This window comes from Thermoanaerobacter siderophilus SR4 (assembly GCF_000262445.1).
GTDB classification, from domain to species: Bacteria; Bacillota; Thermoanaerobacteria; order Thermoanaerobacterales; family Thermoanaerobacteraceae; genus Thermoanaerobacter; species Thermoanaerobacter ethanolicus.
Map to the genome: position 1 here is coordinate 1 of NZ_CM001486.1, position 23,400 is coordinate 23,400.

The 23,400-nt window shown below is 36.3% G+C and carries 17 protein-coding genes, 6 pseudogenes and 1 riboswitch; all 23 genes and pseudogenes read right to left on the reverse strand.

Features of this window, described 5'->3' with window-relative positions; all coding sequences use genetic code 11:
* Positions 1–2: 2 nt before the first annotated feature.
* A pseudogene (locus THESIDRAFT1_RS14850) lies at positions 3–376 on the reverse strand (IS110 family transposase); the annotation flags it as partial.
* A gap of 251 nt (positions 377–627) precedes the next feature.
* Positions 628–987 (reverse strand): annotated as a pseudogene (locus tag THESIDRAFT1_RS13430) (group II intron reverse transcriptase/maturase); the annotation flags it as partial.
* A 462-nt stretch (positions 988–1,449) separates the two neighbouring features.
* A complete protein-coding gene (locus THESIDRAFT1_RS00035; protein WP_003869315.1) occupies positions 1,450–2,034 on the reverse strand; it encodes an ECF transporter S component in 585 nt (194 codons plus the stop codon).
* A gap of 93 nt (positions 2,035–2,127) precedes the next feature.
* Positions 2,128–2,246: riboswitch (FMN riboswitch) on the reverse strand.
* An 84-nt stretch (positions 2,247–2,330) separates the two neighbouring features.
* Positions 2,331–3,272: a carbamate kinase gene (gene arcC, locus THESIDRAFT1_RS00040; protein WP_006569095.1), complete on the reverse strand. Its 942-nt coding sequence runs from the start codon at positions 3,270–3,272 to the stop codon at positions 2,331–2,333.
* A 23-nt stretch (positions 3,273–3,295) separates the two neighbouring features.
* Positions 3,296–4,237: an ornithine carbamoyltransferase gene (gene argF, locus THESIDRAFT1_RS00045; protein ID WP_006569096.1), complete on the reverse strand. Its 942-nt coding sequence runs from the start codon at positions 4,235–4,237 to the stop codon at positions 3,296–3,298.
* A 67-nt stretch (positions 4,238–4,304) separates the two neighbouring features.
* Complete coding sequence (gene arcA / locus THESIDRAFT1_RS00050) at positions 4,305–5,531, reverse strand: arginine deiminase (RefSeq protein ID WP_006569097.1); 1,227 nt, start codon at positions 5,529–5,531, stop codon at positions 4,305–4,307.
* Between the two features lie 332 nt (positions 5,532–5,863).
* On the reverse strand, positions 5,864–7,015 hold the full coding sequence (locus THESIDRAFT1_RS00055; RefSeq protein WP_003869312.1) for an amidohydrolase: 1,152 nt from the start codon (positions 7,013–7,015) through the stop codon (positions 5,864–5,866).
* A gap of 125 nt (positions 7,016–7,140) precedes the next feature.
* Positions 7,141–7,822: pseudogene (locus tag THESIDRAFT1_RS14675) on the reverse strand (TVP38/TMEM64 family protein).
* 19 nt (positions 7,823–7,841) lie between these two features.
* Positions 7,842–8,117 (reverse strand): hypothetical protein, encoded by a 276-nt coding sequence (locus tag THESIDRAFT1_RS00065; protein ID WP_003866855.1) that lies wholly within the window; start codon positions 8,115–8,117, stop codon positions 7,842–7,844.
* Between the two features lie 143 nt (positions 8,118–8,260).
* The gene (locus THESIDRAFT1_RS00070) at positions 8,261–8,932 is read right to left on the reverse strand and encodes a copper amine oxidase N-terminal domain-containing protein (protein ID WP_006569099.1); all 672 of its coding nucleotides are present in this window, start codon (positions 8,930–8,932) and stop codon (positions 8,261–8,263) included.
* Positions 8,933–9,025: 93 nt separating this feature from the next.
* Positions 9,026–11,163, reverse strand: a pseudogene (locus THESIDRAFT1_RS00075) (Tex family protein).
* A 40-nt stretch (positions 11,164–11,203) separates the two neighbouring features.
* Positions 11,204–12,311, reverse strand: a protein-coding gene (prfB, locus tag THESIDRAFT1_RS00080; RefSeq protein ID WP_006569101.1) for a peptide chain release factor 2 whose coding sequence is annotated in 2 segments (ribosomal slippage) — positions 11,204–12,241 and positions 12,243–12,311 — 1,107 coding nt in all. Because the reading frame shifts where the segments join, the coding sequence is not laid out codon by codon here.
* A 16-nt stretch (positions 12,312–12,327) separates the two neighbouring features.
* Positions 12,328–15,022: pseudogene (secA, locus tag THESIDRAFT1_RS00085) on the reverse strand (preprotein translocase subunit SecA).
* Positions 15,023–15,468: 446 nt separating this feature from the next.
* Positions 15,469–15,969, reverse strand: coding sequence for a hypothetical protein (locus THESIDRAFT1_RS00090; RefSeq protein ID WP_003869305.1), 501 nt, complete (start codon positions 15,967–15,969; stop codon positions 15,469–15,471).
* 109 nt (positions 15,970–16,078) lie between these two features.
* Positions 16,079–16,591 (reverse strand): transcription repressor NadR, encoded by a 513-nt coding sequence (locus THESIDRAFT1_RS00095; RefSeq protein WP_006569103.1) that lies wholly within the window; start codon positions 16,589–16,591, stop codon positions 16,079–16,081.
* Positions 16,557–17,141: a DUF5317 domain-containing protein gene (locus THESIDRAFT1_RS00100; RefSeq protein WP_006569104.1), complete on the reverse strand. Its 585-nt coding sequence runs from the start codon at positions 17,139–17,141 to the stop codon at positions 16,557–16,559. The genes THESIDRAFT1_RS00095 and THESIDRAFT1_RS00100 overlap by 35 nt, the downstream gene beginning before the upstream one ends.
* Positions 17,131–18,405: an HD-GYP domain-containing protein gene (locus THESIDRAFT1_RS00105; protein WP_006569105.1), complete on the reverse strand. Its 1,275-nt coding sequence runs from the start codon at positions 18,403–18,405 to the stop codon at positions 17,131–17,133. The genes THESIDRAFT1_RS00100 and THESIDRAFT1_RS00105 overlap by 11 nt, the downstream gene beginning before the upstream one ends.
* Before the next feature lie 220 nt (positions 18,406–18,625).
* Complete coding sequence (locus tag THESIDRAFT1_RS00110) at positions 18,626–19,267, reverse strand: hypothetical protein (protein WP_006569106.1); 642 nt, start codon at positions 19,265–19,267, stop codon at positions 18,626–18,628.
* Between the two features lie 129 nt (positions 19,268–19,396).
* Positions 19,397–19,942, reverse strand: a complete 546-nt coding sequence (gene hpf, locus THESIDRAFT1_RS00115; protein WP_006569107.1) for a ribosome hibernation-promoting factor, HPF/YfiA family — start codon at positions 19,940–19,942, stop codon at positions 19,397–19,399.
* 384 nt (positions 19,943–20,326) lie between these two features.
* Positions 20,327–21,049 carry an amino acid ABC transporter ATP-binding protein gene (locus tag THESIDRAFT1_RS00120; RefSeq protein WP_006569108.1) on the reverse strand — a complete coding sequence of 241 codons (723 nt, stop codon included), beginning with the start codon at positions 21,047–21,049 and terminating at the stop codon, positions 20,327–20,329.
* Positions 21,036–21,698, reverse strand: a complete 663-nt coding sequence (locus THESIDRAFT1_RS00125; protein ID WP_006569109.1) for an amino acid ABC transporter permease — start codon at positions 21,696–21,698, stop codon at positions 21,036–21,038. Before THESIDRAFT1_RS00125 ends, THESIDRAFT1_RS00120 begins: the two co-directional genes overlap by 14 nt.
* A gap of 64 nt (positions 21,699–21,762) precedes the next feature.
* On the reverse strand, positions 21,763–22,548 hold the full coding sequence (locus THESIDRAFT1_RS00130) for a basic amino acid ABC transporter substrate-binding protein (RefSeq protein WP_006569110.1): 786 nt from the start codon (positions 22,546–22,548) through the stop codon (positions 21,763–21,765).
* Between the two features lie 349 nt (positions 22,549–22,897).
* Positions 22,898–23,400, reverse strand: a pseudogene (locus THESIDRAFT1_RS00135) (group II intron maturase-specific domain-containing protein); the annotation flags it as partial.

Here is a 23,400-nt window from a genome sequence, read left to right on the forward strand (position 1 = left end):
CGCAATTCCCGCTGCTCTCTTGAAGGAATATAACTGCCCTGCAGTAAACCATGCTGCAATAATCCTGCAATCCACTCCGCATCCTTTACATCCGTTTTTCTTCCCGGTACATTCTTAATATGATTAGCATTTACTACCATTGGATTGAGCCCCTCAATCTCAAGAATATTGTAAATGGGCTTCCAGTAAGAACCTGTACTTTCCATCGCTACATGTGTACTAACTTTTACTTTTAATCCAGTCCACCATAGCTAGTATATCTCCAGTCATCGTGGAGAATGTACGTATTTCTTTTTCTTCTGGTGTAATTACGCAAGCTACTACAGTCTTTTTTATGAATGTCTAAGCCACAACAGCGTGGATATATAACTTCCATTTGTATCATCCTCCAGCGGCTTTTAGATTTGAAGGGCTGGTGCAACAACCTCTATTCGATTATTCTATCCCGCGTGCTTCCATATTGGAGCAACAGTCTGTGGTGCACCCGGTCGTTGTGGTTCAGTCTGGTTATCGGGCTCAAGGCACCAAAATGGTAACGACCTGCCTTCACCAGCCGCTATACTGATTATATCATCAAAAAAGGACATTTTCATTCTCTGCTGGTGCCGCATTTGTTGCGGCATGGGAGTCTGGTTTGGGAATTTCTACTCTTCGCACTGGTTGTGGTTTGTATTTCCCCTCCAGCAGTTGTTGTTTTATGGTTGGCCAGTTTTCTTTGAGATACGGTAGAAGTTCATCTACTTCCATCCCATCGACTCCATGGCTTCCTTTATTTGCAACAACGCGCTTGTATGCTGCTTCCATGTTCCCTCGTTCTACTATCATTTCAAGCATCTTGCCGGTATATCTTTGTACCTCGTTTCTTCCATCTTCCGACGCCGATGATATACTATGCACTTCCGTTGTCTTTTGAAATTCCATTTCTCTATTCAACGGATAGCCTCTTTGTTGAGTTGTCTGCAGTCTCTGCATATCTTTCGAGTCCATAAGATTTCCAAAACCTCCTAACGTTCGGTCCTTCCTTATCTATTCATGTCTAGATAAGTACTATGACCTCTGCTGACTTCTCAAGGTTCAACCATACATCACTGTATGGGTTGTCACTTCAGATTTTACTTCCATGACTTATCCTTGAGACCTCCCCGGGTAAGAACGATAACTTTCATCTCATATATCTGCCAGATTTACTGTATGGGATTCGGGTAGTGTTGGACTTCGTTTTGTTACGCAAACTCATCCATCCCAATTCAGCCTCTTATCTGGTTCTTGTTCATCAGACCGAGATTTTGCCTTAAGCTTCCTTCAGATTCCACCTCACGATGGACACCCTTGCTCTTGGCTAGTGGTTCCCACTACCAAGCCCACAGCGGACTTTCACCGCCTAGTTATCGCCCATGCCGGGCGCACATAAAAATAATCCCCAGCATGCGCTGAGGATTCTCAAAAAAATCAATGTTTCAAAACTGGTGAAAGCTTTTTATATATCAATAAAGTGATTAACGAAAGCATAATTCCTTTTAGCACATTAAAAGGAAAAATACCATAAGCTATAAGGGTTCTAACATCCACTATGTTTTTATTTGCAGCCTTACTCATACCAATGATAGCATCCATAGGCCATCCCATAACTTTTTGGTACAAAGGCAGAAAAACATAATAATTCAAAAGTGAAGCAGTAAAAGCCATCACTACTGTAGCAATTGCCATAGATATAAGGGCATTTTTTCGCGTCTTATTGAATTGATATATTATGCCTGCTGTGTATACAAATATAGAACCCACAGAAAAATTTGCAATTTCTCCAATGCCACCCGATTGAGTTATAGTAGCATGGATTATGTTTTTAATAAGCTCGACCATTACACCATATAAAGGTCCCATAGCAAAAGAAGCAACTAATGCAGGTACGTCACTAAAATCCAGCTTTAAAAAGCCAGGGAATAGAGGTACCTGAAATTCCAAGTACATCAATATAAAAGCTGTAGCAGAAAGAAATCCCACTTTTACTATGGCTTGTGTTTTGGTTTTTTCCACAATTCATCCCTCCAATTTTATTTACTAAAAAAATCCTGAAGATAAATCTTCAGGATTTTTTTGTGATTTATTTCGCAAAAATAGGCACAAAAAGAAAATCTTCTCCCCTCCAGACTTTCACTGTCGGCTTTGGAATTTCACCAAATCGACCGCATGCGCGGCTCGCGGGCTATACCGCCGGTCGGGAATTTCACCCTGCCCCGAAGATTTACCTTCATCTTATTCAATTTTAATTTTATTCTCTCACTTTTATCTCTCTTTGTCAATAGTTTTTGTGAAAAATTTTTAATTTATTTTCATAAGCTTATAACTGTGCCTGCTTTTCCCTCTAAAGCTTCTAATGCTTTGCCTAAAGAAGTAATTATAGCTCGCCTTCCTACTTTTGACTTTGCAAACCTCACTGCTGCTTTAACTTTTGGAAACATACTGCCTGGTGCAAAATGGCCTTCTTCCATGTATTTTATTGCCTCTTCCACTGTCATTTTGTCAAGAAACTTTTGATTTGGCTTGTTGTAATTTATTGCTACCTTTTCAACAGCTGTAAGAATTAACAGCACATCTGCATCAATATCTTCTGCCAATTTTTCAGAAGCCAAATCCTTGTCTATTACGGCAGCTACTCCTTTTAAATTGCCATTTTCCTTAATAACAGGGATTCCTCCTCCCCCAACTGTTATTACTATTACCCCATTTTTTTCAAGTAACTTTATTGTATTAAGTTCTACAATTTCTTTTGGGTCAGGGGAGGGAACAACTCTTCTATATCCTCTTCCACTGTCTTCTACCATTTCATAACCTTTTTCTTTTATTAAAACTTCAGCTTCCTCTTTTGTGTAAAAAGGTCCTATTGGCTTTGTAGGTTTTTTAAAAGCAGGGTCATTTTTATCCACTACAACCTGTGTTATAATAGTTGCTACTTCTTTTCTGATATTTCTCTCCTTCAAAACTTCCCCTAATGCCTGTTGAATCATATATCCTATCATACCCTGGCTCTCTGCCCCACACACATCAAAAGGCATTGCAGGGACAACTTTTGATGCGACTTCATTTTGTATGACTATATTCCCCACCTGAGGACCATTGCCATGAGTAATTACAACAGAATACCCTTTTTCAATTATATCCACTAAATACCCCGCTGTCCTCTTCACTACTTCCATTTGAGCCTCTGCAGTAGGAGGCGTATTCACATCCTGCAGAGCGTTCCCTCCTAAGGCAATAACAACTTTTTCCCTCATAATGTCCTCCCCTGTAACCAATTTTAAAGCAGAGTAGCAATCATCACAGCTTTAATTGTATGTTTTCTATTTTCTGCTTGGTCCCACACTCTAGATTGTTTACCTTCTATAACATCAAAAGTAACTTCTTGTCCTTTTACTGCGGGCAAGCAATGCAAAAATATAGTATCTTCTCTTCCTGTCTTTTTCATCATTTCCTCATTCACTTGGAAAGGTCTCAAAAGAGCTTCCCTCTCTGTAGCCTTTGCTTCTTCTCCCATTGACGCCCACACATCGGTGTAAATAGCATCTGCACCTTCAAGGCCCTCTCCTGGCACACTAGTAAGTTCAAAAGTTCCTCCATTTTCAGCTGCCATTTGCCTGATTTCATCTATGAACTCTTGTGAAGGCCACAATTCTTTTGGAGAATTAATCACATAATGCATCCCCATCTTAGCGCAGCCTACCGCTAAAGTATTAGCCATGTTATTCCTTCCGTCCCCTACAAATACAAGCTTTCTTCCTTTTAAACTCCCAAATTCTTCTTCTATTGTCATAAGGTCAGCCAAAACTTGAGTTGGATGATATTCGTCAGTTAAGCCATTGTACACAGGAACACCTGCATATTTTGCCAAAATTTCCACGGTCTCCTGTTTAAACCCTCTAAATTCTATTGCATCAAACATTCTTCCTAAAACTCTTGCAGTATCCTCTATTGATTCTTTAGCTCCCAACTGAATGTCATCTGTTGATAAAAATACTGGATGTCCTCCTTCTTCACCAAAGGCAGTTTCAAAAGCGCATCTCGTTCTTGTGGACCTCTTTTCAAAAATGAGAGCAATAGTCTTACCTAAAAATCTTTGATGTACAACCCCTGCTTTTCTCTCTGCTTTTACTTGTTTAGCAATGTCTAAAATATATCTTATTTCTTGAGGGGTGTAATCTTTTAAAGTTAATAAACTCCTGCCCTTTAAATTAAATGCCATAGTCATCCTCCTTTTAGTAATTTTACTTTATTAATTTTATATTATCTTACCCTATTAGTCAAAAGGTTTATATATCTTCTCTCTTTAAAGGCATCGACATACACCTTGGGCCACCGCGTCCCCTCACTAATTCAGAGCCTTCAATTTCAATAACTTTTATTCCATGATTTACTAAGGTGGTGTTGGTTATCTCATTTCTGTTATATGCCATTACAACTCCTGGAGCAATGGCCAAGGTATTCGTGCTGTCATTCCACTGTTCCCTTGCTCCTGTTATCTCGTCACCTCCTCCACTTTCAATTAAATTGACTTTATCAAGGCCCAATGAAGTCTCTAAAACTTTTGTAAAGTCTTCTTCTACCTTCACTCTAATTGTTCCCTTTTCTCCTCTTGTAATCCTGTAAACCTTCAATTTTTCTTTTATACCAGGATATATTAAAAATTTGTCCACATCCACCATAGTAAAAACTGTATCAAGATGCATAAAAGTTCGTTTTTTTGGAATTTCTAAAGCGATTATCTCTTGTAACTCTTCTCCTCTCTCTAAAAGAGTAAGAGAAATTTCTTCAATTGCCTGTGGGGAGGTTCTTTCACTTATTCCAATAGCTATTACTTTTTTGCTGAGAACTAACACGTCTCCCCCCTCAATAGGATACTCTGAACGATAATCATACCACAATAGATTCTCCTGTACTTTTAAAGTCTTAGAATGCTTAAAAACATACTTAAGCAACATGGCTTCTCTCTTTCGAGCAGTTGTCTTCATACTGCTTATCATCACACCATTGCCAATGACCGCAGCAGGGTCTCTCATAAAATAGCAGTTTGGCAAAGGATTTATAAAAAATGGGGAATCCTTATAGACATAATCCACCAAAGATTGAGGCTCCACCTCATGCACTTCTTTTTTCAAAAGTCCTGCAATAGCGTAGTCCACTATTTCCTTGGGGGTTCTTTCCTTTAAAAAATTTGTAATTGTTTTCTTAACTTCTAAAGAAGTATTCATATATGAAACCAAATCATATATAAAAAACTCTTTTATTCCAGTATCCTGTAAAACCTCTTCCAATAAATCTTCTAAATAATAAACTGTCACTCCGTTTTCTTTTAAAGCTTGCGCAAATTTGTCGTGTTCCTCCTGAATCCTTTTAAGCCAGGGAATATCATCAAAAAGAAGCTCACTTAAAAACTCAGGGGTCAACCTTTCTAATTCTTTACCAGGCCTATGAAGGAGGACAGAATTTAATTTTCCAATCTCAGAATAGACTCGCAAGCAATTTGTGTTTTTCTCCAACTCTGTAACCCCCTCTGTCCCTTTTACTATACTACCTATCCATCAACTTTATATACCTATAGTATAAACCAATAAAATAACTTTTGCAATTTAACTCAGTAAATTAATGTAAACGTTTTGTATAAAAATAATTTAAAAAAATCTTTTGTTTGTAAAGTTTTAAATAATTATTCAAATATCCCAAGATAAAGCCTTAAAAATTCCCCAAATAAAACATGGCATGAATAAAAATAAATCATAGAATTTCAGACTGCATAAAAAATTTTTTAAAGTTATAAAAAATTATGAGGCTATTTATTCAGACTCCTCTAAATAAATAGCCCCATGACAGTTTATGCTTTATGTACTAATTTCCCATTAATAAATACATATTTTGTCCTTGTCTTCACTTCCAATGGATCTCCATCAAAGACTACAATATCAGCGTCTTTCCCTTTTTCAATGCTTCCCACCCTGTCGTCAACTCCTAAAATTTTCGCAGGGTTTATGGTGATGGCTTTTAAAGCCTCCATTTCATCCATACCATCCTTTACAGCTAAAGCAGCACATAGAGGCAAGTAATTGAGAGGTATTACAGGGTGGTCTGTCATTATCGCAACTGTAAGTCCTGCTTTTGAAAGAATACCTGCTGTCTTAAAGCTTAGATTTACAAGCTCAATCTTTGACCTTTCAGACAATGAAGGTCCCACAATAACTTTAGCATTTTCTTTCACCAATTCATCAACAATTAAATGGCCATCAGTACAATGGTCAATGGTTATATCTACATTAAATTCTTTTGCAATTCTTAAAGCTGTAAAAATATCATCTGCTCTATGAGCATGAGCTTTCAGTGGAATTTCTCTCTTTAATACTTTTACCAATGCTTCAAGGCCTAAGTCCCTTTCAGGCTTTTTGTCTTCCTCTGCATGCTCCATCTTTTCCATGTACTCCTGAGCTTTTATAAGCTCTTGCCTTAAAAGAGCCGCAACCGCCATTCTAGTTGAAGGCATTTTATGCTGCTCATGGTAAACGGATTTAGGATTTTCACCAAAAGCGACTTTTATCGCTGCTGGTTCTTTTACTATCATATCATCTATTCTTTTACCATAAGTTTTTATAACTGCAAACTGTCCTCCTATAACATTAGCACTGCCAGGACCTGTCGCAACAGTCGTAACCCCTGCTTGATAAGCCTCCTCAAAATACTTATCCATTGGATTTATTCCATCAATCGCTCTAAGTTGCGGAGTTATAGGGTCTGTCGCTTCGTTTCCATCTGCTCCTTCAAATCCCATAGCGTTTTCCCACATTCCAAGATGGCAATGAGCATCAATTAAGCCCGGCATAACAGTTAAGCCTTGAACATCAATCACTTCTGCATCCAAAGGAGCAATCAAATCCTCTCCAACATCTACAATTTTCCCGTCGTCGATGAGCACGTCTCCTTTTTCATAAATTTTGCCGGCCATTGTCAGGATTTTTCCACCTTTTAATAAGTACATATAATTCCCCCCTGAATTCATTATATATTAACATTATAGCACAAAGAAACAATTTTATGAAATCATTATCTTTACAAAACATATTCACTAAACTTTTCTGTTCAACCACGTCAAATCTTACTTTATTAAAGTTTTTTTAATTTTTCCATTATGACATCTTTTTTATAAACCCCTATTAAAAACAATAATACTGCGATAATTGCAACGATTCCTGCCATAAAGTAATTTTTATTTCCCAAATTTGCCCCTATATAGGCTGAAAAAAATATGCCTGGAAGTCTCGCAAAAAGAGTAATGATGAAAAAATTGTAAAACTTAACCGGTGTAATTCCTGCAATGTAGGAAAGGGCATCTTTAGGCATTCCAGGTATAAAAAACAACAAAAAAAGAATAGTTTCTCCTTTGGGATTGTTTATAATATAATCAAATTTTTTCAAATTTTCCTCTGAAACAATACTTCTCACAAAATTATAACCTAAAACTCTCGCTATCAAAAAGCAAATAAGAGAACCTATAGTAATACCTATGACAGAATATAAAGTGCCTAAAAAAAGTCCCAAAAAGGTATCCCCCTGCAATTTGCACTACTTCTCCCGGTATGGCAAATATAACTACTTGAAGTATTTGAACTCCTATAAATACAATAACACTAAACTTACCAAAGCTGTGTATCCACTGCCTAAATTCATAAGGGTTGTCAATTAACAAAACAAAATTCCTTCCAAAAGTTGCCATAATAACCACTAGGGTAATGGCAAAAATGACTACTAAAAATAAATTTATTACATAAGTTTTGTGCATTTTCATCCATTTACACCTCAATTTTTTATCCATTTCTCTTTTTTCTTTTTACAAAATAATCGTAAAGTTGCGAAACATCCCTACCAGCATAATTCAAATATTTTCTTCCCTTTCCACGTACAAAAGGTAACAAGCGTTTTCCATACTTTTTCCCTGCTCCTAACATAAGCCCTGTCCCTATGCCATACATAATAATTTTTTTAATAGACCTTTTAATAGCATTTTGAGAGCCCGGGCCAAAAACACTAAAGGTAAATCCGACTTTACCTTTATTACCTCCAACCCATTTGGCTTTTGGCATTTTTCTCCCCCCGTTTTCTTACGGTCCTATGTTTGTAATTTTATTATAGGATTCATTCAAAGCCATGTCAATAAAAGCACTGTCTATACAAAAAACCGGCATTTTACTGCCGGTTTTGCAACATCCAATTGCCTATGTATTTTTTAATCATTTCCCTCTACTTCTTCATCGGTGCCGTATACACTGTTTGTGACTGTCTCATTTGTATTTGCGTACACATCCTGAGATACTGTACTTTCTTCAGAATTATTTTCTATCTCCGTTTGATCTTCTTCTTCAATTTCTATATCTCCTGTTTCTTTATCGTAATTTACTTTTCCCCCTAAAATCTCAGATATAAATCTAACTGGCACAAATGTTCTATTACTTATTTCCATTGCCGGAACGTCTAAAGTATATTCTTTACCGTTTACTAAAACTTTTGTTTCACCTAAAACAAGTTGAATTGTTATATCGCCTTTTGTAATAGTAACTATCTTGGTTTCTTCGTCCCAGTCCACTTTTGCCCCAAAACCATTCATTATAGCCCGCACAGGGATTAAGGTTCTTCCTTCTTTTATCACTGGAGGTATGTCAAATTTTATCTCTTTTTTGTTGACAGATACCTTCCCTTTAAATTCCTTAGCTTTCACGCTAGCTTCTAATTTTGTCTGCGTTTGGACTTCTACCTTATTTTTAGTTTCTCCTTTTGCCTCCAGTTTAGTTTCTGTTTTAATTTTTAGCTCATGTTTCGCCTTATCTGGCTTTGCATAGACTGTTAAAGCAGAAGAAAAAACGAGTAACCCCATAAGCACAAAAGCTAATATTTTCTTCATACTCTCTTCCTCCTTTGTTTGATTTACCTTATTTTCACTATATAATTTCGGAGGAAGAAATAAATTTTTAGGGGGTACTAATTAAAAAATTTTTTATTTCATTGAAAGAGAAATTCTATTTCTCTCAATGTCAACACTTAAAACTCTCACTTTTACAATGTCTCCCACTGAAACCACATCAAGAGGATGTTTTATGTAGCTTTGAGACATCTCAGAAATGTGGACAAGCCCATCAGTATGAACCCCTATATCTACAAAGCAGCCAAAATCAGTAACATTTCTAACTGTTCCCATAAGCTCCATGCCTGGTTTTAGCTCATTTATAGTCATTACATCAGACCTCAAAATTGGCTTAGGCAAATCCTCTCTGGGATCTCTTCCAGGTTTTTTAAGCTCTGAAACTATATCATAAAGAGTAGGAAGTCCTATATCGTATTCCTCTGAAATCCTCTCTAGTCCGTATTCTTCTAAAGAATTAGCAAAATCTTTTAACTTTTTCTATCTAGTTTTTCTTTCTCATATCCAAATTTTTTCAAAAGTTTTTCTAAAGTTTCATACCTCTCTGGGTGAACTGCTGTTGAGTCAAAGATATTGTCACCGTCCAAAATTCTCAAAAAACCCGCACATTGTGTAAAAGTAGTATCTCCTAACCTTTTTACATTTTTAAGCTGCTCCCTATTTGTAAATTTCCCTATTTGATTTCTATATTCTACAATATTCTTGGCAATAGCAGCATTTATTCCTGAAACGTATTTTAATAAAGATACTGATGCAGTGTTTAAATCAACTCCTACGCTGTTTACACAATCTTCTACAACTCCATTTAAGGCATCCCCCAATTTTTTCTGGTCTACATCGTGTTGATACTGCCCTACCCCGATGGACTTTGGATCAATTTTTACAAGCTCTGCCAATGGGTCTTGAAGCCTTCGCGCCAGTGAGATAGCTCCTCTTAAACTTACGTTTATATCAGGAAATTCCTCTGTACCTATTGGAGAAGCAGAATAGACTGATGCACCTGCTTCATTCACTATCACATATTTTACCTCTCTTGAAAGTTCTTTTATAAGCTCTGCTATAAACATTTCACTCTCTCTTGAAGCAGTTCCATTTCCCAAAGCGATTAAAGTGACATTGTATTTTTCTATTAATTCTTTTAAAACCTTTTTAGAATTTTCAAAATCATTTTGAGGAGGAGTAGGGTAGATTGTTGCAGTATCCAAAAGTTTTCCCGTTTCATCCACAATGGCAATCTTGCACCCTGTCCTATACGCTGGGTCGAATCCCATAACAACGTGTCCTTTTATTGGCGGCTGGAGTAAAAGACTTTTTAGATTTTCTTTAAAAACTATTATTGCCTTTTCTTCTGCTTTTTCCGTAAGAGTATTCCTTATTTCCCTCTCTATTGAAGGAGCAATAAGCCTTTTATAGGAATCTTCAATTGCCTTCTTATAATACTCTGCAAATATTGAAGCTTTATTTACTTTTGATTCTATAAGCCTATTTATTATCCTTTCACTATCTATCTCAATTTTTACAGATATGTATTTTTCCCTTTCTGCCCTATTTATCGCCAGTATTCTATGAGGCGGTATTGTCTTTACAGCTTCTTTATAGTCATAATACATCTCATAGGGAGACCTTTCTTGTTTTAACGCCTGTGTCACTATAATTCCGTTATTCCACGTAAAACTTCTTATGTATTTTCTTATATCAGCGTCATCAGATATATCCTCTGCAATTATATCCATTGCCCCTTGGTATGCTTCTTCAACTGTTGGAACATTTTCATTAAGATAAGGCTTTGCGTATTCCTCTACATCCCCATCTGTTACCTCATTTGAAGAAATAACCTTTGCAAGAGGTTCCAAGCCTTTTTCTTTCGCAATGGTCGCCCTTGTCCTTCTTTTTGGCCTAAAAGGCCTGTATATGTCCTCCACCTCTTGTAAAGTTGTAGCATTTTCTATTTTTGCTTTTATCTCCTCTGTCAGTTTTCCCTGCTCATCAATTAACCTTATAGTATCCTGTTTCTTCTCTTCAAGGTTTCTCAAATATGTAAGTCGGTCATAAAAATTTCTTAAAACCTCATCTGACAAACTTCCTGTTGCTTCTTTCCTGTACCTTGCAATAAAAGGAATTGTATTTCCTTCATCAATAAGCTTTATTGTATTTTCCACTTGAAAGTCTTTAAGATTAAATTCTTTTTTTAACGTTTCTTTTACTCTATCCATAACTTACCCCTTTCTCACATAAATTTAAAGGGATACCTTTTTAAGATATCCCTTGTGATTTTTGCTTTAGATAAGCGTTTATAAATCCATCTATTTCCCCATCCATCACTGCCTGAACATTTCCCACTTCATAATTTGTCCTGTGGTCTTTAACAAGGGTATAAGGCTGGAAGACATACGACCTTATTTGGTTGCCCCATGCCGCCTCTCTGTGCTCTCCTTTTAAGTCTTCGATTTTTTCTTTCTTCTCTTTCATCATGAGGTCCAAAAGTTTAGCTTTAAGCATTTTCATGGCAGTTTCTCTGTTTTGAATCTGAGACCTTTCACTTTGACATGAAACCACTATGCCTGTTGGAAGGTGAGTAATCCTTACAGCAGACTCCGTCTTATTTACATACTGTCCTCCCGCACCCGAAGCCCTATAAGTGTCAATTTTTAAATCCTCAGGCCTTATTTCCACTTCAATATCATTTTCTAATTCAGGAAGTACTTCCACAAGTGCAAATGAAGTATGCCTTCTACCTGCCGCATCAAAAGGAGATATCCTCACAAGGCGGTGAACACCCGCCTCTGATTTAAGATATCCATAGGCAAAAGGCCCTTTTATCATAAGAGTGACACTTTTTATTCCTGCTTCTTCTCCTTGCAAATAGTCAAGGGTTTCTACTTCAAAACCTTTGTCATTAGCCCATCTTGTATACATGCGAAGTAACATCTCCGCCCAGTCTTGAGCCTCTGTACCACCTGAGCCTGCATGAATAGAAAGTATGGCATTGTTTTTATCATAGGGGCCATTTAATAGGGTTTTTATCTTTAAATCCTCTAACTTTTTCTTGAGCTCTTTGTATTCCTTGTCTACTTCATCAGTTATCGACTCATCCCCTTCTTCTAAACCCAATTCAATAAGTGTATTTAAGTCTTCCCATTTTGACACAAGAGAATTGTACTCTTCTAAAAGTTCTTTTAAGGCTTTTTGTTTTTTAGCTAATTCCTGTGACTTTTTTATATCGCTCCAAAAAGCAGGATCAGACATCTTTTTGTCTATTTCTTCTATTTCTCTTTTGACACTTTCTATGTCAAAGAGAAACCCCCATTTCTTTTATTTCTTCAATCATGTTTGAAACTTCTGCTTTGTAGTCTTGCAACAAACCGCATCTCTCCTTTTTAGTATTTTATATTGGCACCACAACATTTTTTTATATTTTTTACCACTGCCACAAGGACATGGGTCATTTCTGCCAACTTTTTTGCCTTTAACAACTGGCTGTTTTTTCTCTTCTGCGTCTACATTAGTGGAAATAGGTTTCGCCACCTGTTCTCTTTGAATCATATTGTCTTTATTAATTTGAATGTGATACAAGAATTTAACAGTATCCTCTTGTATGCTTTGTATCAAGTCTTCAAACATATCAAAAGCTATTTTTTTGTACTCAATAAGAGGGTCCACTTGTCCATAAGCTCTTAAGCCTATGCCTTGACGCAATTGGTCCATTTCGTCTATGTGGTCCATCCACTTAGTATCTACAACTCTTAAAAGAACTATTCTTTCGATTTCCCTCATTTGTTCTGGACCAATTTCTGCCTCTTTTTTCTCATACTGTCTTACTGCCTCTTCATATATTATGTCAGTCAAAACCTCTTTGTCAAGCCTATCTATATCAACATCAATAGCCACGCTGTCTTTTTCAAGGAACATGTCGTAAAGATGGTCTAAAAGCCCTTTTATATCCCATTCCTCAGGATACTTACTTCCTGCAGTATATATCTCAACATTTCTCTCTATTATACTTTTTACCATCTCAAGAATAGACTCTTTTAAGTTTTCACCTTCAAGTACCTTTCTCCTTTGGGCATATATTATCTCTCTTTGTTTGTTCATTACATCGTCATACTGCAAAACGTGTTTTCTAGTGTCAAAGTTTATACCCTCTACCTTTTTCTGGGCCTGCTCTATTTGTTTTGTCAAAATCTTATGCTCTATGGGCTGGTCATCATCAATTCCCAGACTGTCCATCATGTTCTTTACTCTTTCTGAGCCAAAAAGTCTCATCAGGTCGTCTTCTAAAGATATATAAAATCTTGATTCTCCTGGGTCACCTTGACGGCCTGCACGTCCTCTCAACTGATTGTCTATTCTCCTAGCTTCGTGCCTTTCAGTACCTATAATGTAAAGCCCACCCAGCTTTACAACCTCATCGTGTTCTTTTTCAGTCTCTTTTTTCGCCTCTTCAAGAAGCTCAAAATATCTCTCGCGGGCTTTTTTAACTTCCTCGCCTGAAACAGGGCCATATCCTGCAGCTTCGTTAATAATTTCTTTTGAGTAGCCCTCCTCAAGCATCTTTTTCTTAGCTATAAATTCAGGATTACCTCCTAAAAGGATATCAGTACCACGGCCTGCCATGTTTGTAGCAATTGTAACTGCTCCTTTTCTTCCTGCCTGTGCTATTATCTCTGCTTCTTTTTCATGGTACTTTGCATTTAATACTTGATGAGGTATCCCTCTTTTCTTTAACATGGCGCTTAATTTTTCAGATTTTTCAATAGAAATTGTACCAACTAGAACAGGCTGACCTTTTTTATGATGTTCTACAATGTCCTCAACAACAGCTTTAAACTTGGCTTCTTCTGTTTTGTATATCACATCAGGATGGTCTATTCTTATCATCGGCTTATTAGTCGGTATTACTACAACATCTAATCCATAAATAGCCCTAAATTCTTGCTCTTCTGTTTGAGCTGTACCTGTCATACCAGCTAATTTTTTATACATTCTAAAGTAATTCTGGAATGTTATGGTGGCTAAAGTTTTGCTTTCTCTTTCTACCTTAACCCCTTCCTTTGCCTCAATAGCCTGATGGAGGCCTTCACTGTACCTTCTCCCAAACATAAGCCTTCCTGTAAATTCGTCCACTATGATGACTTGACCATCTTTTACCACATAGTCTATATCTCTTTTCATTATAGCATGGGCCTTTAAGGCTTGGTTAATGTGGTGAGAAATTTCCATATTTTCAATATCAGCAAGGTTTTTAATTCCAAAAAATTTTTCTGCCTTAACTATCCCTTTTTCAGTCAAACTTACAGCCTTTGCTTTTTCATCAACTACATAATCTTCATCTTTTCTCAAAGTCCTCACAAATCTGTCGGCTAACTTATACATGTCTGTGGATTTTTCGCCTATGCCAGATATGATAAGAGGAGTCCTTGCCTCGTCTATCAGTATGCTATCTACCTCGTCTACTATAGCATAATTAAGTTCTCTTTGCACCATGTCTTCTTTGTATATAACCATGTTGTCTCTTAAATAATCAAAACCGAATTCGTTGTTGGTTCCATAGGTTATATCAGCAGCATAGGCTTTTTTTCTTTCTTCAGGGCCCATATCGTGAAGTATTACTCCAACGCTCAGCCCCAAAAACTCGTATATCTTGCCCATCCAATCGCGGTCTCTTTTTGCCAAGTAATCATTGACAGTTACAATGTGAACTCCTTTGCCCTCTAAAGCATTAAGATATGCAGGTAATGTCGCGACAAGGGTTTTACCTTCACCAGTTTTCATTTCAGCAATGCGTCCTTGGTGAAGGACAATGCCGCCTATCACCTGCACTCTAAAATGTTTCATTTTAAGAGTTCTCCAAGCGGCCTCTCTTACCACCGCAAAAGCCTCGGGAAGTATATCATCAAGAGTTTCACCATTTTTCAATCTATTTTTAAATTCATCTGTTTTCGCCCTAAGCTCTGCATCCGTAAGTCTTGCCATTTGATCTTCATATGACAAAACCTTATCGGCAATTGGTTCCAATCTCTTAACTTCTCTTTCACTGTAGCTGCCAAATATTTTTTCAACTAAGCCCAACATTTTTATCACCTTCTAAGGTTATTAATCAACTATATATTATATCACTATGCAGTCTTTATGGCAATAAAAAGCAGTTTTTTTCAAGAATATTTTACACTCTCTTCATACAATTTTCACAAAAAAGAACGTCTCAAAATGATGCATTCTCTGTCTTAGACAAAGTTCCATTTTTATTGGCATTTTACATCGTTCGCTCCAGGTGACATCACAGACTAAACTAAAGCTCGACCTCTGACTCAGGCGGGGTTCCGGGCACATTCGACATCCCTGTCTCAGGTGCCCGCCTCCGCCATCCGTGGCTTCGGCCCCGCCTTCGTCTGTCGGTCTCGCTAAGTTTAGTTGCTGCTCTGTCAAGTCGCTTCACTTATGCAAAATGCCAATACATCATAAAGAGTTTGTCTACAGACTGAGAACATCTCAAAATGAGACGTTTCCTTTTTAAAAGGTTAATTTTTTATGTCCACAGCTTTAAACTTCAAAATAGGATTTAATACGTAAAATAGTGCCAATGCAATTGCAGAATCTATTGTGTGGTGAATCATTGTCCCTACTCCTACAACCACAAAAGCCTTGTAAAAATCAAATCCAAAAGGCATCACCACAATTGCTTCTAAAACAGCATGTATTGGAAGTGTAACAGCTAACGCCACGGGAAAAGAATATCCTCTTTGTATCATTTTAGCTCCAACATAGCCAAACACTGCGTGAACCGCTGCTCTTGCTGCTATTATAGGTCCCAATTTTATTAAAAATCCTATCGCAGATACAACACCCACAAATACCGCTGTTGCAGGACTTATAAGCATTGCCAGCATTACAGGTACATGGGATGCCAGTGTGGCTGAGAAAGGCGGAATAACTATCCCTAAAACTCCTCCAAAAGCCAAAGGTATAATAAGGGATAGTGCTGCTAAAAGCCCTCCAATAGTAATTTCTCTTGTCTTCACGTTAAAACCCCCATTTTTTACTTTTCACAATTATAGTATACACAGATGTATATACACCTGTCAATAATAAAATAACCACTTTTTAAAAATTTTTAAAGTGGTTAAGTCCTTATTCTATTAAAAAGCCTTTTTCCTTTAAGACCTTTTGTATTCTATCTAGTACCTCTTTATTTTCCCCTTCAACAGTGTGAAGATGCACTCCATCCGTCAGAGAAGACAAAAGGGTCGCTTTTCCTTCTTTTACAAACTCCATGAATTTACTTACATCATACCTTGAAGAAAGCATTAAAAGCCCTTTTATCTCCCCATAGAAGGGATGCTCTACAATTACATCTAGCACTTTTCCGCCATTGTCAACTATTAAATTTAACTCCTCCTCTGTTCTGTCGTATCCGTGTTTGACAGCAAAAACCCTTTTTACAGTGTTTTCTTTTACAATGTCTATTATATAACCTTGAGGGGTAGACAATATTTTAATCCCTTTAGCCCTTAAAATAGCTATATCTTGCACAATAATTTGCCTTGTCACTCCAAACCTTTTAGCAAGGTCAGAGCCGGATATAGGCTCTTTAGCATTCTTTAAAATTTCAACTATTTTGTTCCTTCGCTCTTGTGCCGTCATGATTCTTCACCTTTTTAAGCATAGCATTTGTAACAAGTAAAAACGTGCCTGTCGCCATTATAAAATCTCCTATGCTAAAGGTTTTTGGCAATGGATAAGGTTTGGGCAATACTAGAACATCTGCTAAAAATTTTAACCGTGTATAATTTGTCAAAACTTGATGGGTAGCAATTTTATTTGCCTGAAGGTCAGGGATGAGATTATTAAGTCCCGCTGCCTTTAAAGCATCAACAGAGACAGGCATCCTTCCTCCGTTGACAAATATAACGATAAAATTTAAAAGCACTCCAATGCTTATTATTCTAAAATACTTGTTATCTCTATTGTACCACAATCCTATGAAAAGCAAAAGATAAACAAAGAAGTGGATATAAGACCGGTATTCCATAATGACGTGAAACTTATTAGCAAGGTTTAACATACCAAACTCCAAAACAAAAGCAGCTATAAAAAGGCTGGGTTTTTTTATGTCAATATCAGCAATTCCGCTGATTTTTCCTCTTCTTAAAGTTCCGTAAATTAGAGAAGCACCAAGTGAATCAAATATCATGCTTAAACTCCTCCCTATTCTTTTCAAAAGCTTTTTTAAAGGCGTTTATTATTTTAGGGCTAAACTGCGTCCTTTCATGTTCTAAAATTATTTTATAAGCTTCCTCTTGTGAAAAAGCCTTTCGGTAGGGCCTGTCTGAAACTAAAGCATCGAAAACGTCTGCGAGGGAAAGTATCTGCGCTTCCAATGGTATTTCGTCACCTTTTATGCCATCGGGATATCCACTTCCATCGTACCACTCGTGATGGTATTTCACCCATAGAGAGGCCTCCTTTAAAGCCGGAACATCTCTTAAAATTTCATAGCCTTTTTGGGGATGTTCTTTTATTATGCTTAATTCTTCATCAGTTAACTTCCCTGGCTTATTTAAAACTTCCTCCTTTACACCTATTTTGCCTATGTCATGTAAAAGTGATGCAATCCTCACCATTTCAGTGTGAGACTCACTAAAACCAAATTCTCTACAAAGTAAAGCCGCAATTTTTTCAACGTTTTTTGAATGACCCGCTGTATATTTATCCTTTGCATCAAGAGCTTTTACAAGCACATTTATTGTGTCGTAATAAGACTGCTTTGAGTCCATGTAAAGCTTAAACATGTATCGTATCATAAAAAGGGGTATGAAAAGTAAAATAAGACTAACATAACCTATCCTTATAAAAGCTTCTGACATGACTATACCTAAAAAGGCAAGAAAGAGAAAGTTTGGAATCATCCATTTAATTTCTTTTGTTAAAACATATGTAAGTGATTTATTTGTTAAAAAAGATAATAATATTGCTACAATAGAAGTATTTAAGAAATAATATACAATTGCTGCTAATATTGCAGATAAAAGGTGTTTAGGATATATATAATTTCCAGGAATACCTCCAGTATATTTATATATTAATCCGCCAATACCTACACTTAAAGCTATTTGTGATATATTAAATAATGTTTTATAATAAGGGAAATTAAATATATGTCTTACTCTACCATCCATATATTTTCCAATTTGAAAACCAATACCTATAGCAGCAATCAAAGCACCTTCATATGGGCCAAAAATAAGTACAGCCATTAAATCAATTGCAAATGCAACAGATACAGTAATTTCTTTTGATATATATATTGGCATTGATTCAGCCAAAGCTGCAAAAAATCCAAATAAAATTATATCTACAATTCTATTTGTAGGAACATTTAACATAGAATATTCAATGAAAAATAGTCCTAATGCTATTATTATAGAAATATATATTTTTACTCTTTTGTTAAGCATAATAAACCTCCTATTTTCAATCTAAAAAACACCTCAAACCGCCTAACCCCACGCTAAATTTGCACCTCCAGCTAATGCAAGTGCCATTAAAACTAACAATATTTTTATAAGTGTCGTTTTGTTCATCCTGAAACCCTCCTTTGCTGTGATAACTCTTCTGCCCTTAGGCTTCAGGTAACGCTACGCTAAGCAACTTTTAAGCGGTTTGGGTGTTAAAAAACTAAAGGGATGTAATCGACATGACACGCCTGTTGACGGCGTCTAATGTGGCTTTTACCACAGCTTCCCCTTCATCTTTTTTTATAAGACAAGACCCGGTAAGGAGTTCCTCCTGGTTATTTGTCACATGAGTAACCCCTACAACTATTATCCTGTTTTTTGCTATATTAAATATATCGACATCTTCCAATAAAAATAAATGGTTTTTGGGAATCAATTTAGAAATAGAGTCTAAAGTAGCATTGGCAATTATTTTATATTTATTACTTGCAGTATTAGGTCCTTCAGCATATCCCTCAAAAACCTCATCGCCTCTTGTGAGGATAACTCTTGCTTCACTGGTAAGTCCATTATTTATAAATGAATAGCTTGAAAAAACAAGCCTCTGTTCTCCTTGGAGATTTTCTCCAGTATCAATTTGCGCTACACTGACGATCTTGTGATTTATATCAATTCCAAACTGCGCCATTATGACAGATTGCACATCTCTTGCAATCTGCTTTGCATTCCTTGTACTGTCAGCCAACACGTGAATTTCTGTTATTTCACCATTCTCTACAACTACCCTACTGGATAGTACTCCTTGAATTTTATTTATATACCCTTCCATCGAATTTACTGTATCTTTTGTTATTTCACCCATTATCTTCACACCCTATTAAAATTTGTCCACATTAAAAATATATTCTATACAAAATTTAAAATTCCTTCTTTTTAGACAAAAAAATTGGGGATAGAGCCTATCCCCAATTTTTTAGCTTCTTATGTAGTTTTATTCTATTGGCTCTATTAAGCCATATTTCCCATCTTTTCTTTTGTATACGACATTTATAGTGTCAGTGTCGGCATTTGTAAATACAAAGAAGCTATGTCCCAAAAGGTTCATCTGAAGAATTGCTTCCTCAGGTGACATAGGCTTTATAGGGAACTTCTTTGTTTTAACTATTTCAAAGGAACCCTCTTCCTCTTCTCCCTTAGCTTCTTCATAAACAGGTGGAATTTCAAACCTTATTGACTCATTAGCACCAAATCTATTTTTAAGCTTTGCCTTGTGTTTAAGTATTTGTTTTTCTATTTTGTCTACAACCCTATCAATTGACACATACATGTCATCGCTGACTTCTTCAGCTCTAAATATAATACCCTTAAAAGGTATTGTAATTTCCGCAATGTGATTGTTTTTCTGTACACTTAAAACAGTCCTCACTTCAGTATCTTCTGGAAAGTATTTGCTTAACTTGCTCACATTTTTTATAACCGCATCCCTTAGTCCATCCGTAACTGTCATGCCATTTTTACCGCTTACTGTGATATTCATAGTATCAAACCCCTCTCATTATCCTTCTATTTAATATAATTCTACATAAAAAACAATATTCCTGCAATATGTGGAAACAAAAAACACTCCTTTTCGGAGTGCCAGACTGTTGACAAACTATTTTGCAAGATTGGCATTTTGTGAAGTAATGCGACTCGCGACAAAGCAGTAGCTAAACTTAGCAAGCTCGAAAGACGGAGGCGGGGCTGGAGCCACGGATGGCGGAAGCGGCCACCTGAGACAAGGATGTCGAATGTGGCCGGAACCCCGCCAGAGTCTGAGAGCGAGCGTTAGTTTAGCCTGCTTTGTCGCTGGAGCAAACTTGCAAAATGCCAATCAAAATTATACTTTGTGTACAAGCTCACACTCCTTTTCGGAGTGCCTTTACAAAATCTTACTTATAAATTCTTTTGTCCTTTCATTTTTTGTATTGTAGAAAATATCTTCTGGCGTCCCTTCTTCAATTATCATTCCATCGTCCATAAAAATGACTCTATCTCCTACTTCCCTCGCAAACCCCATCTCATGAGTGACAACTACCATAGTCATCCCTTCATTAGCCAATCCTTTCATTACATTTAAAACCTCTTTTACCATTTCAGGGTCAAGGGCTGATGTGGGCTCGTCAAAAAGCATGACATCTGGCTGCATAGCTAATGCCCTTGCAATTGCAAGTCGTTGCTTTTGACCGCCTGATAGCTTAATAGGATACTCGTCTTTTTTTTCAACAAGCCCCACTTTTTCCAGTAATCCCAAAGCTATATTCTCAGCGGCTTTTTTGTCCATCTTTTTCACTTTAATAGGAGCTAAAGTTACATTCTCTAAAGCCGTTAAGTGTGGAAACAAATTAAAATGCTGAAAAACCATCCCTACTTTTTGCCTTATCTTATTGATGTTTACTTTTTTGTCGTTTATTTTGACTCCTTCAATGTAGATTTCTCCTTTAGTAGGCACTTCCAAAAGGTTTATACACCTTAAAAGGGTACTTTTCCCTGAACCGCTTGGTCCTATTATTACAACAACTTCTCCTTTATTTACATTTAAACTTACGCCTTTTAACACTTCTAAATTGCCAAAAGTTTTATGCACATCTTTAACGAATATCACCAGCCCTCAACCTCCTTTCAAAGATTCCAAGGAGTCTTGAAAAGATAAATGTCATTACAAAATATATGGCTGCAATTATGATGTAAGGTTCGAAATATTTATAAGTAATGCTTTGTATAATATCTGCTTGCCTTGTAAGGTCAGCAAAGCCTATTACTGATACAATAGCTGATTCTTTGAGCATCACGATAAATTCATTTCCCAAAGCAGGTAAAATATTTTTTATTGCCTGGGGAATTATCACATACCTCATCGCCATAGCATGAGTCATGCCAAGGGAACGAGCTGCTTCGTTTTGCCCAGGGTCTACAGCTTGTATGCCTGCCCTTATAATCTCTGCAACATAAGCAGCGCTATTTATGGCAAGAGCAGAAACTCCTGCTGTAAAAGCTGGTATATCTATTCCAAATTGCATAAGACCGTTATATATCAATAAAAGTTGTACCAAAAGAGGAGTACCTCTTATAATTTCAACATAACTGGCTCCTATAAAGCTTATAGGTTTTATAGAAGACATTTTAATAAGAGCAACAATCAGGCCTAATATAACTCCTATAGTCACTGCTAAAAAGGTGAGTTTTAAAGTCATGAGAAGGCCGCTTACAAATAAATGACTGTATTTTAGCATGCTCAAAAAATTTACACTCATAAAAATCTTCCTTTCAGCAAAATTTTAGTGGAGAATTGTTTTTAAAATTCTCCACCAAATTTCATCATTGCTTAAACCATTTATCTATAAGTTTGTCATATTCGCCACTTGCTTTTAACTCTTTTATCACATCGTTTATTATATTCACTAATTCCTTATTTCCTTTAGCTACTGCAACAGCAGAACCATTTTCTACCGTGTTGATTTCTTTCATGTTAAGTATCTTCATGTCCTTGTATTCTTTGAGATATGCATTTGCTACAGTATTTTCCAATACTATCGCATCACATCTGCCATTCTTTAAATCCATAAAAGCGTCTCCAACACGATTTAGCTGCTTCAATTTTACATCCGGTATCTTTTTAGCAGCTTCTTCAGAGGTGGTGCCTATTTGCACTGCAACAGTTTTGCCTTTTAAGTCATCAAATTTGGAAATAGGACTGTCATTACGCACTACTACCACTTGTTTACTATCATAATAAAGGTCTGAAAAATCAACACTTTTAGCCCTCTCCGGTGTTGGAGTCATTCCAGCAATCGCCATATCTATGCGCCCAGCTTGAAGAGCTGGAATCAATCCTTTAAAGTCCATATCTTTTATCTCCAGCTTAACCCCTAATTTTTTCGCAATGGCATTTGCTATATCAACGTCAAAACCCACTATTGTATCTTTGTTTCCTTCTACTTTATGGAACTCATAAGGAGGAAAATCTGCACTTGTACCCATTACGATAACGCCTTTTTCCTTAATTTTGTCCAAAGTATTAGCTGGTTTGTTGCCACAACCGGATAAAATTAAACCCAAAATAATTGTCACTGTTAAGAAAACAAATAATGTTTTTTTATTCATTTTTCTTCTCCTCTCCTCTTTATAAAAATTTTGTAAATTCATAAAAAATGTCAATTATAAATAACTGCTACAAATAGATTTTCTGACCTTTTGCTTTCATAATTATAATATCATATGAATAAAATTTCAATATTTTTTTCTTTAAAGAGGACAGGAAATTTTTTTAGAAAGAAAAAAATATGTTGTGAAATAAAAATCTGTGGATAATGTGGATAAGTTTGTGAATAACTTTTAAATTCGCTTTTAACAATGTGGAAAAAGTTTTGAAGTATCGAGTAGGAGCTGAATAATTATTTTATTCAGCGTCCTCTCACACCACCGTACGTACCGTTCGGTATACGGCGGTTCATTAGGAATTGTGTACAATTAGATATCTTTGGGATAAACTCTTATAACCTATGCTTTCAAAGTATTTATTTGTAAGAGTCTTATTTAGGATTGGGCTATTGGATATTCTCCAGTAGCCTTTCCTTGTATTGGCGTATTCCCAGGCTTTTTGTTCTTCTACTCCTAGTTTTACTAAGTTATCATGCTTCGTTTTTATCTTCTTCCATTGTTTCCATATACATGCCCTTAGTCTTCGCCTTATCCATTCGTCAAGGGTTTTCATTATGCTTTTCGCGTCTGCTAATCCAAAATAGTTGACCCATCCTGTTGTTATTTGATTTAGTCTTTTTATTCTGTTTTCCATGCTTATTCCCTTGTTCCGATTGGTTATTTCTCTTACTTTTTCCTTAAACCTTTTGATGGATTTTTCATGGATTCTTATTCTTACTTCGTTTTCTTTTGTATAGAATGAAAAATCCAAGAAATTTTCTTCTCCATGGTCTATCTACAGCACTTTTTGCTTCG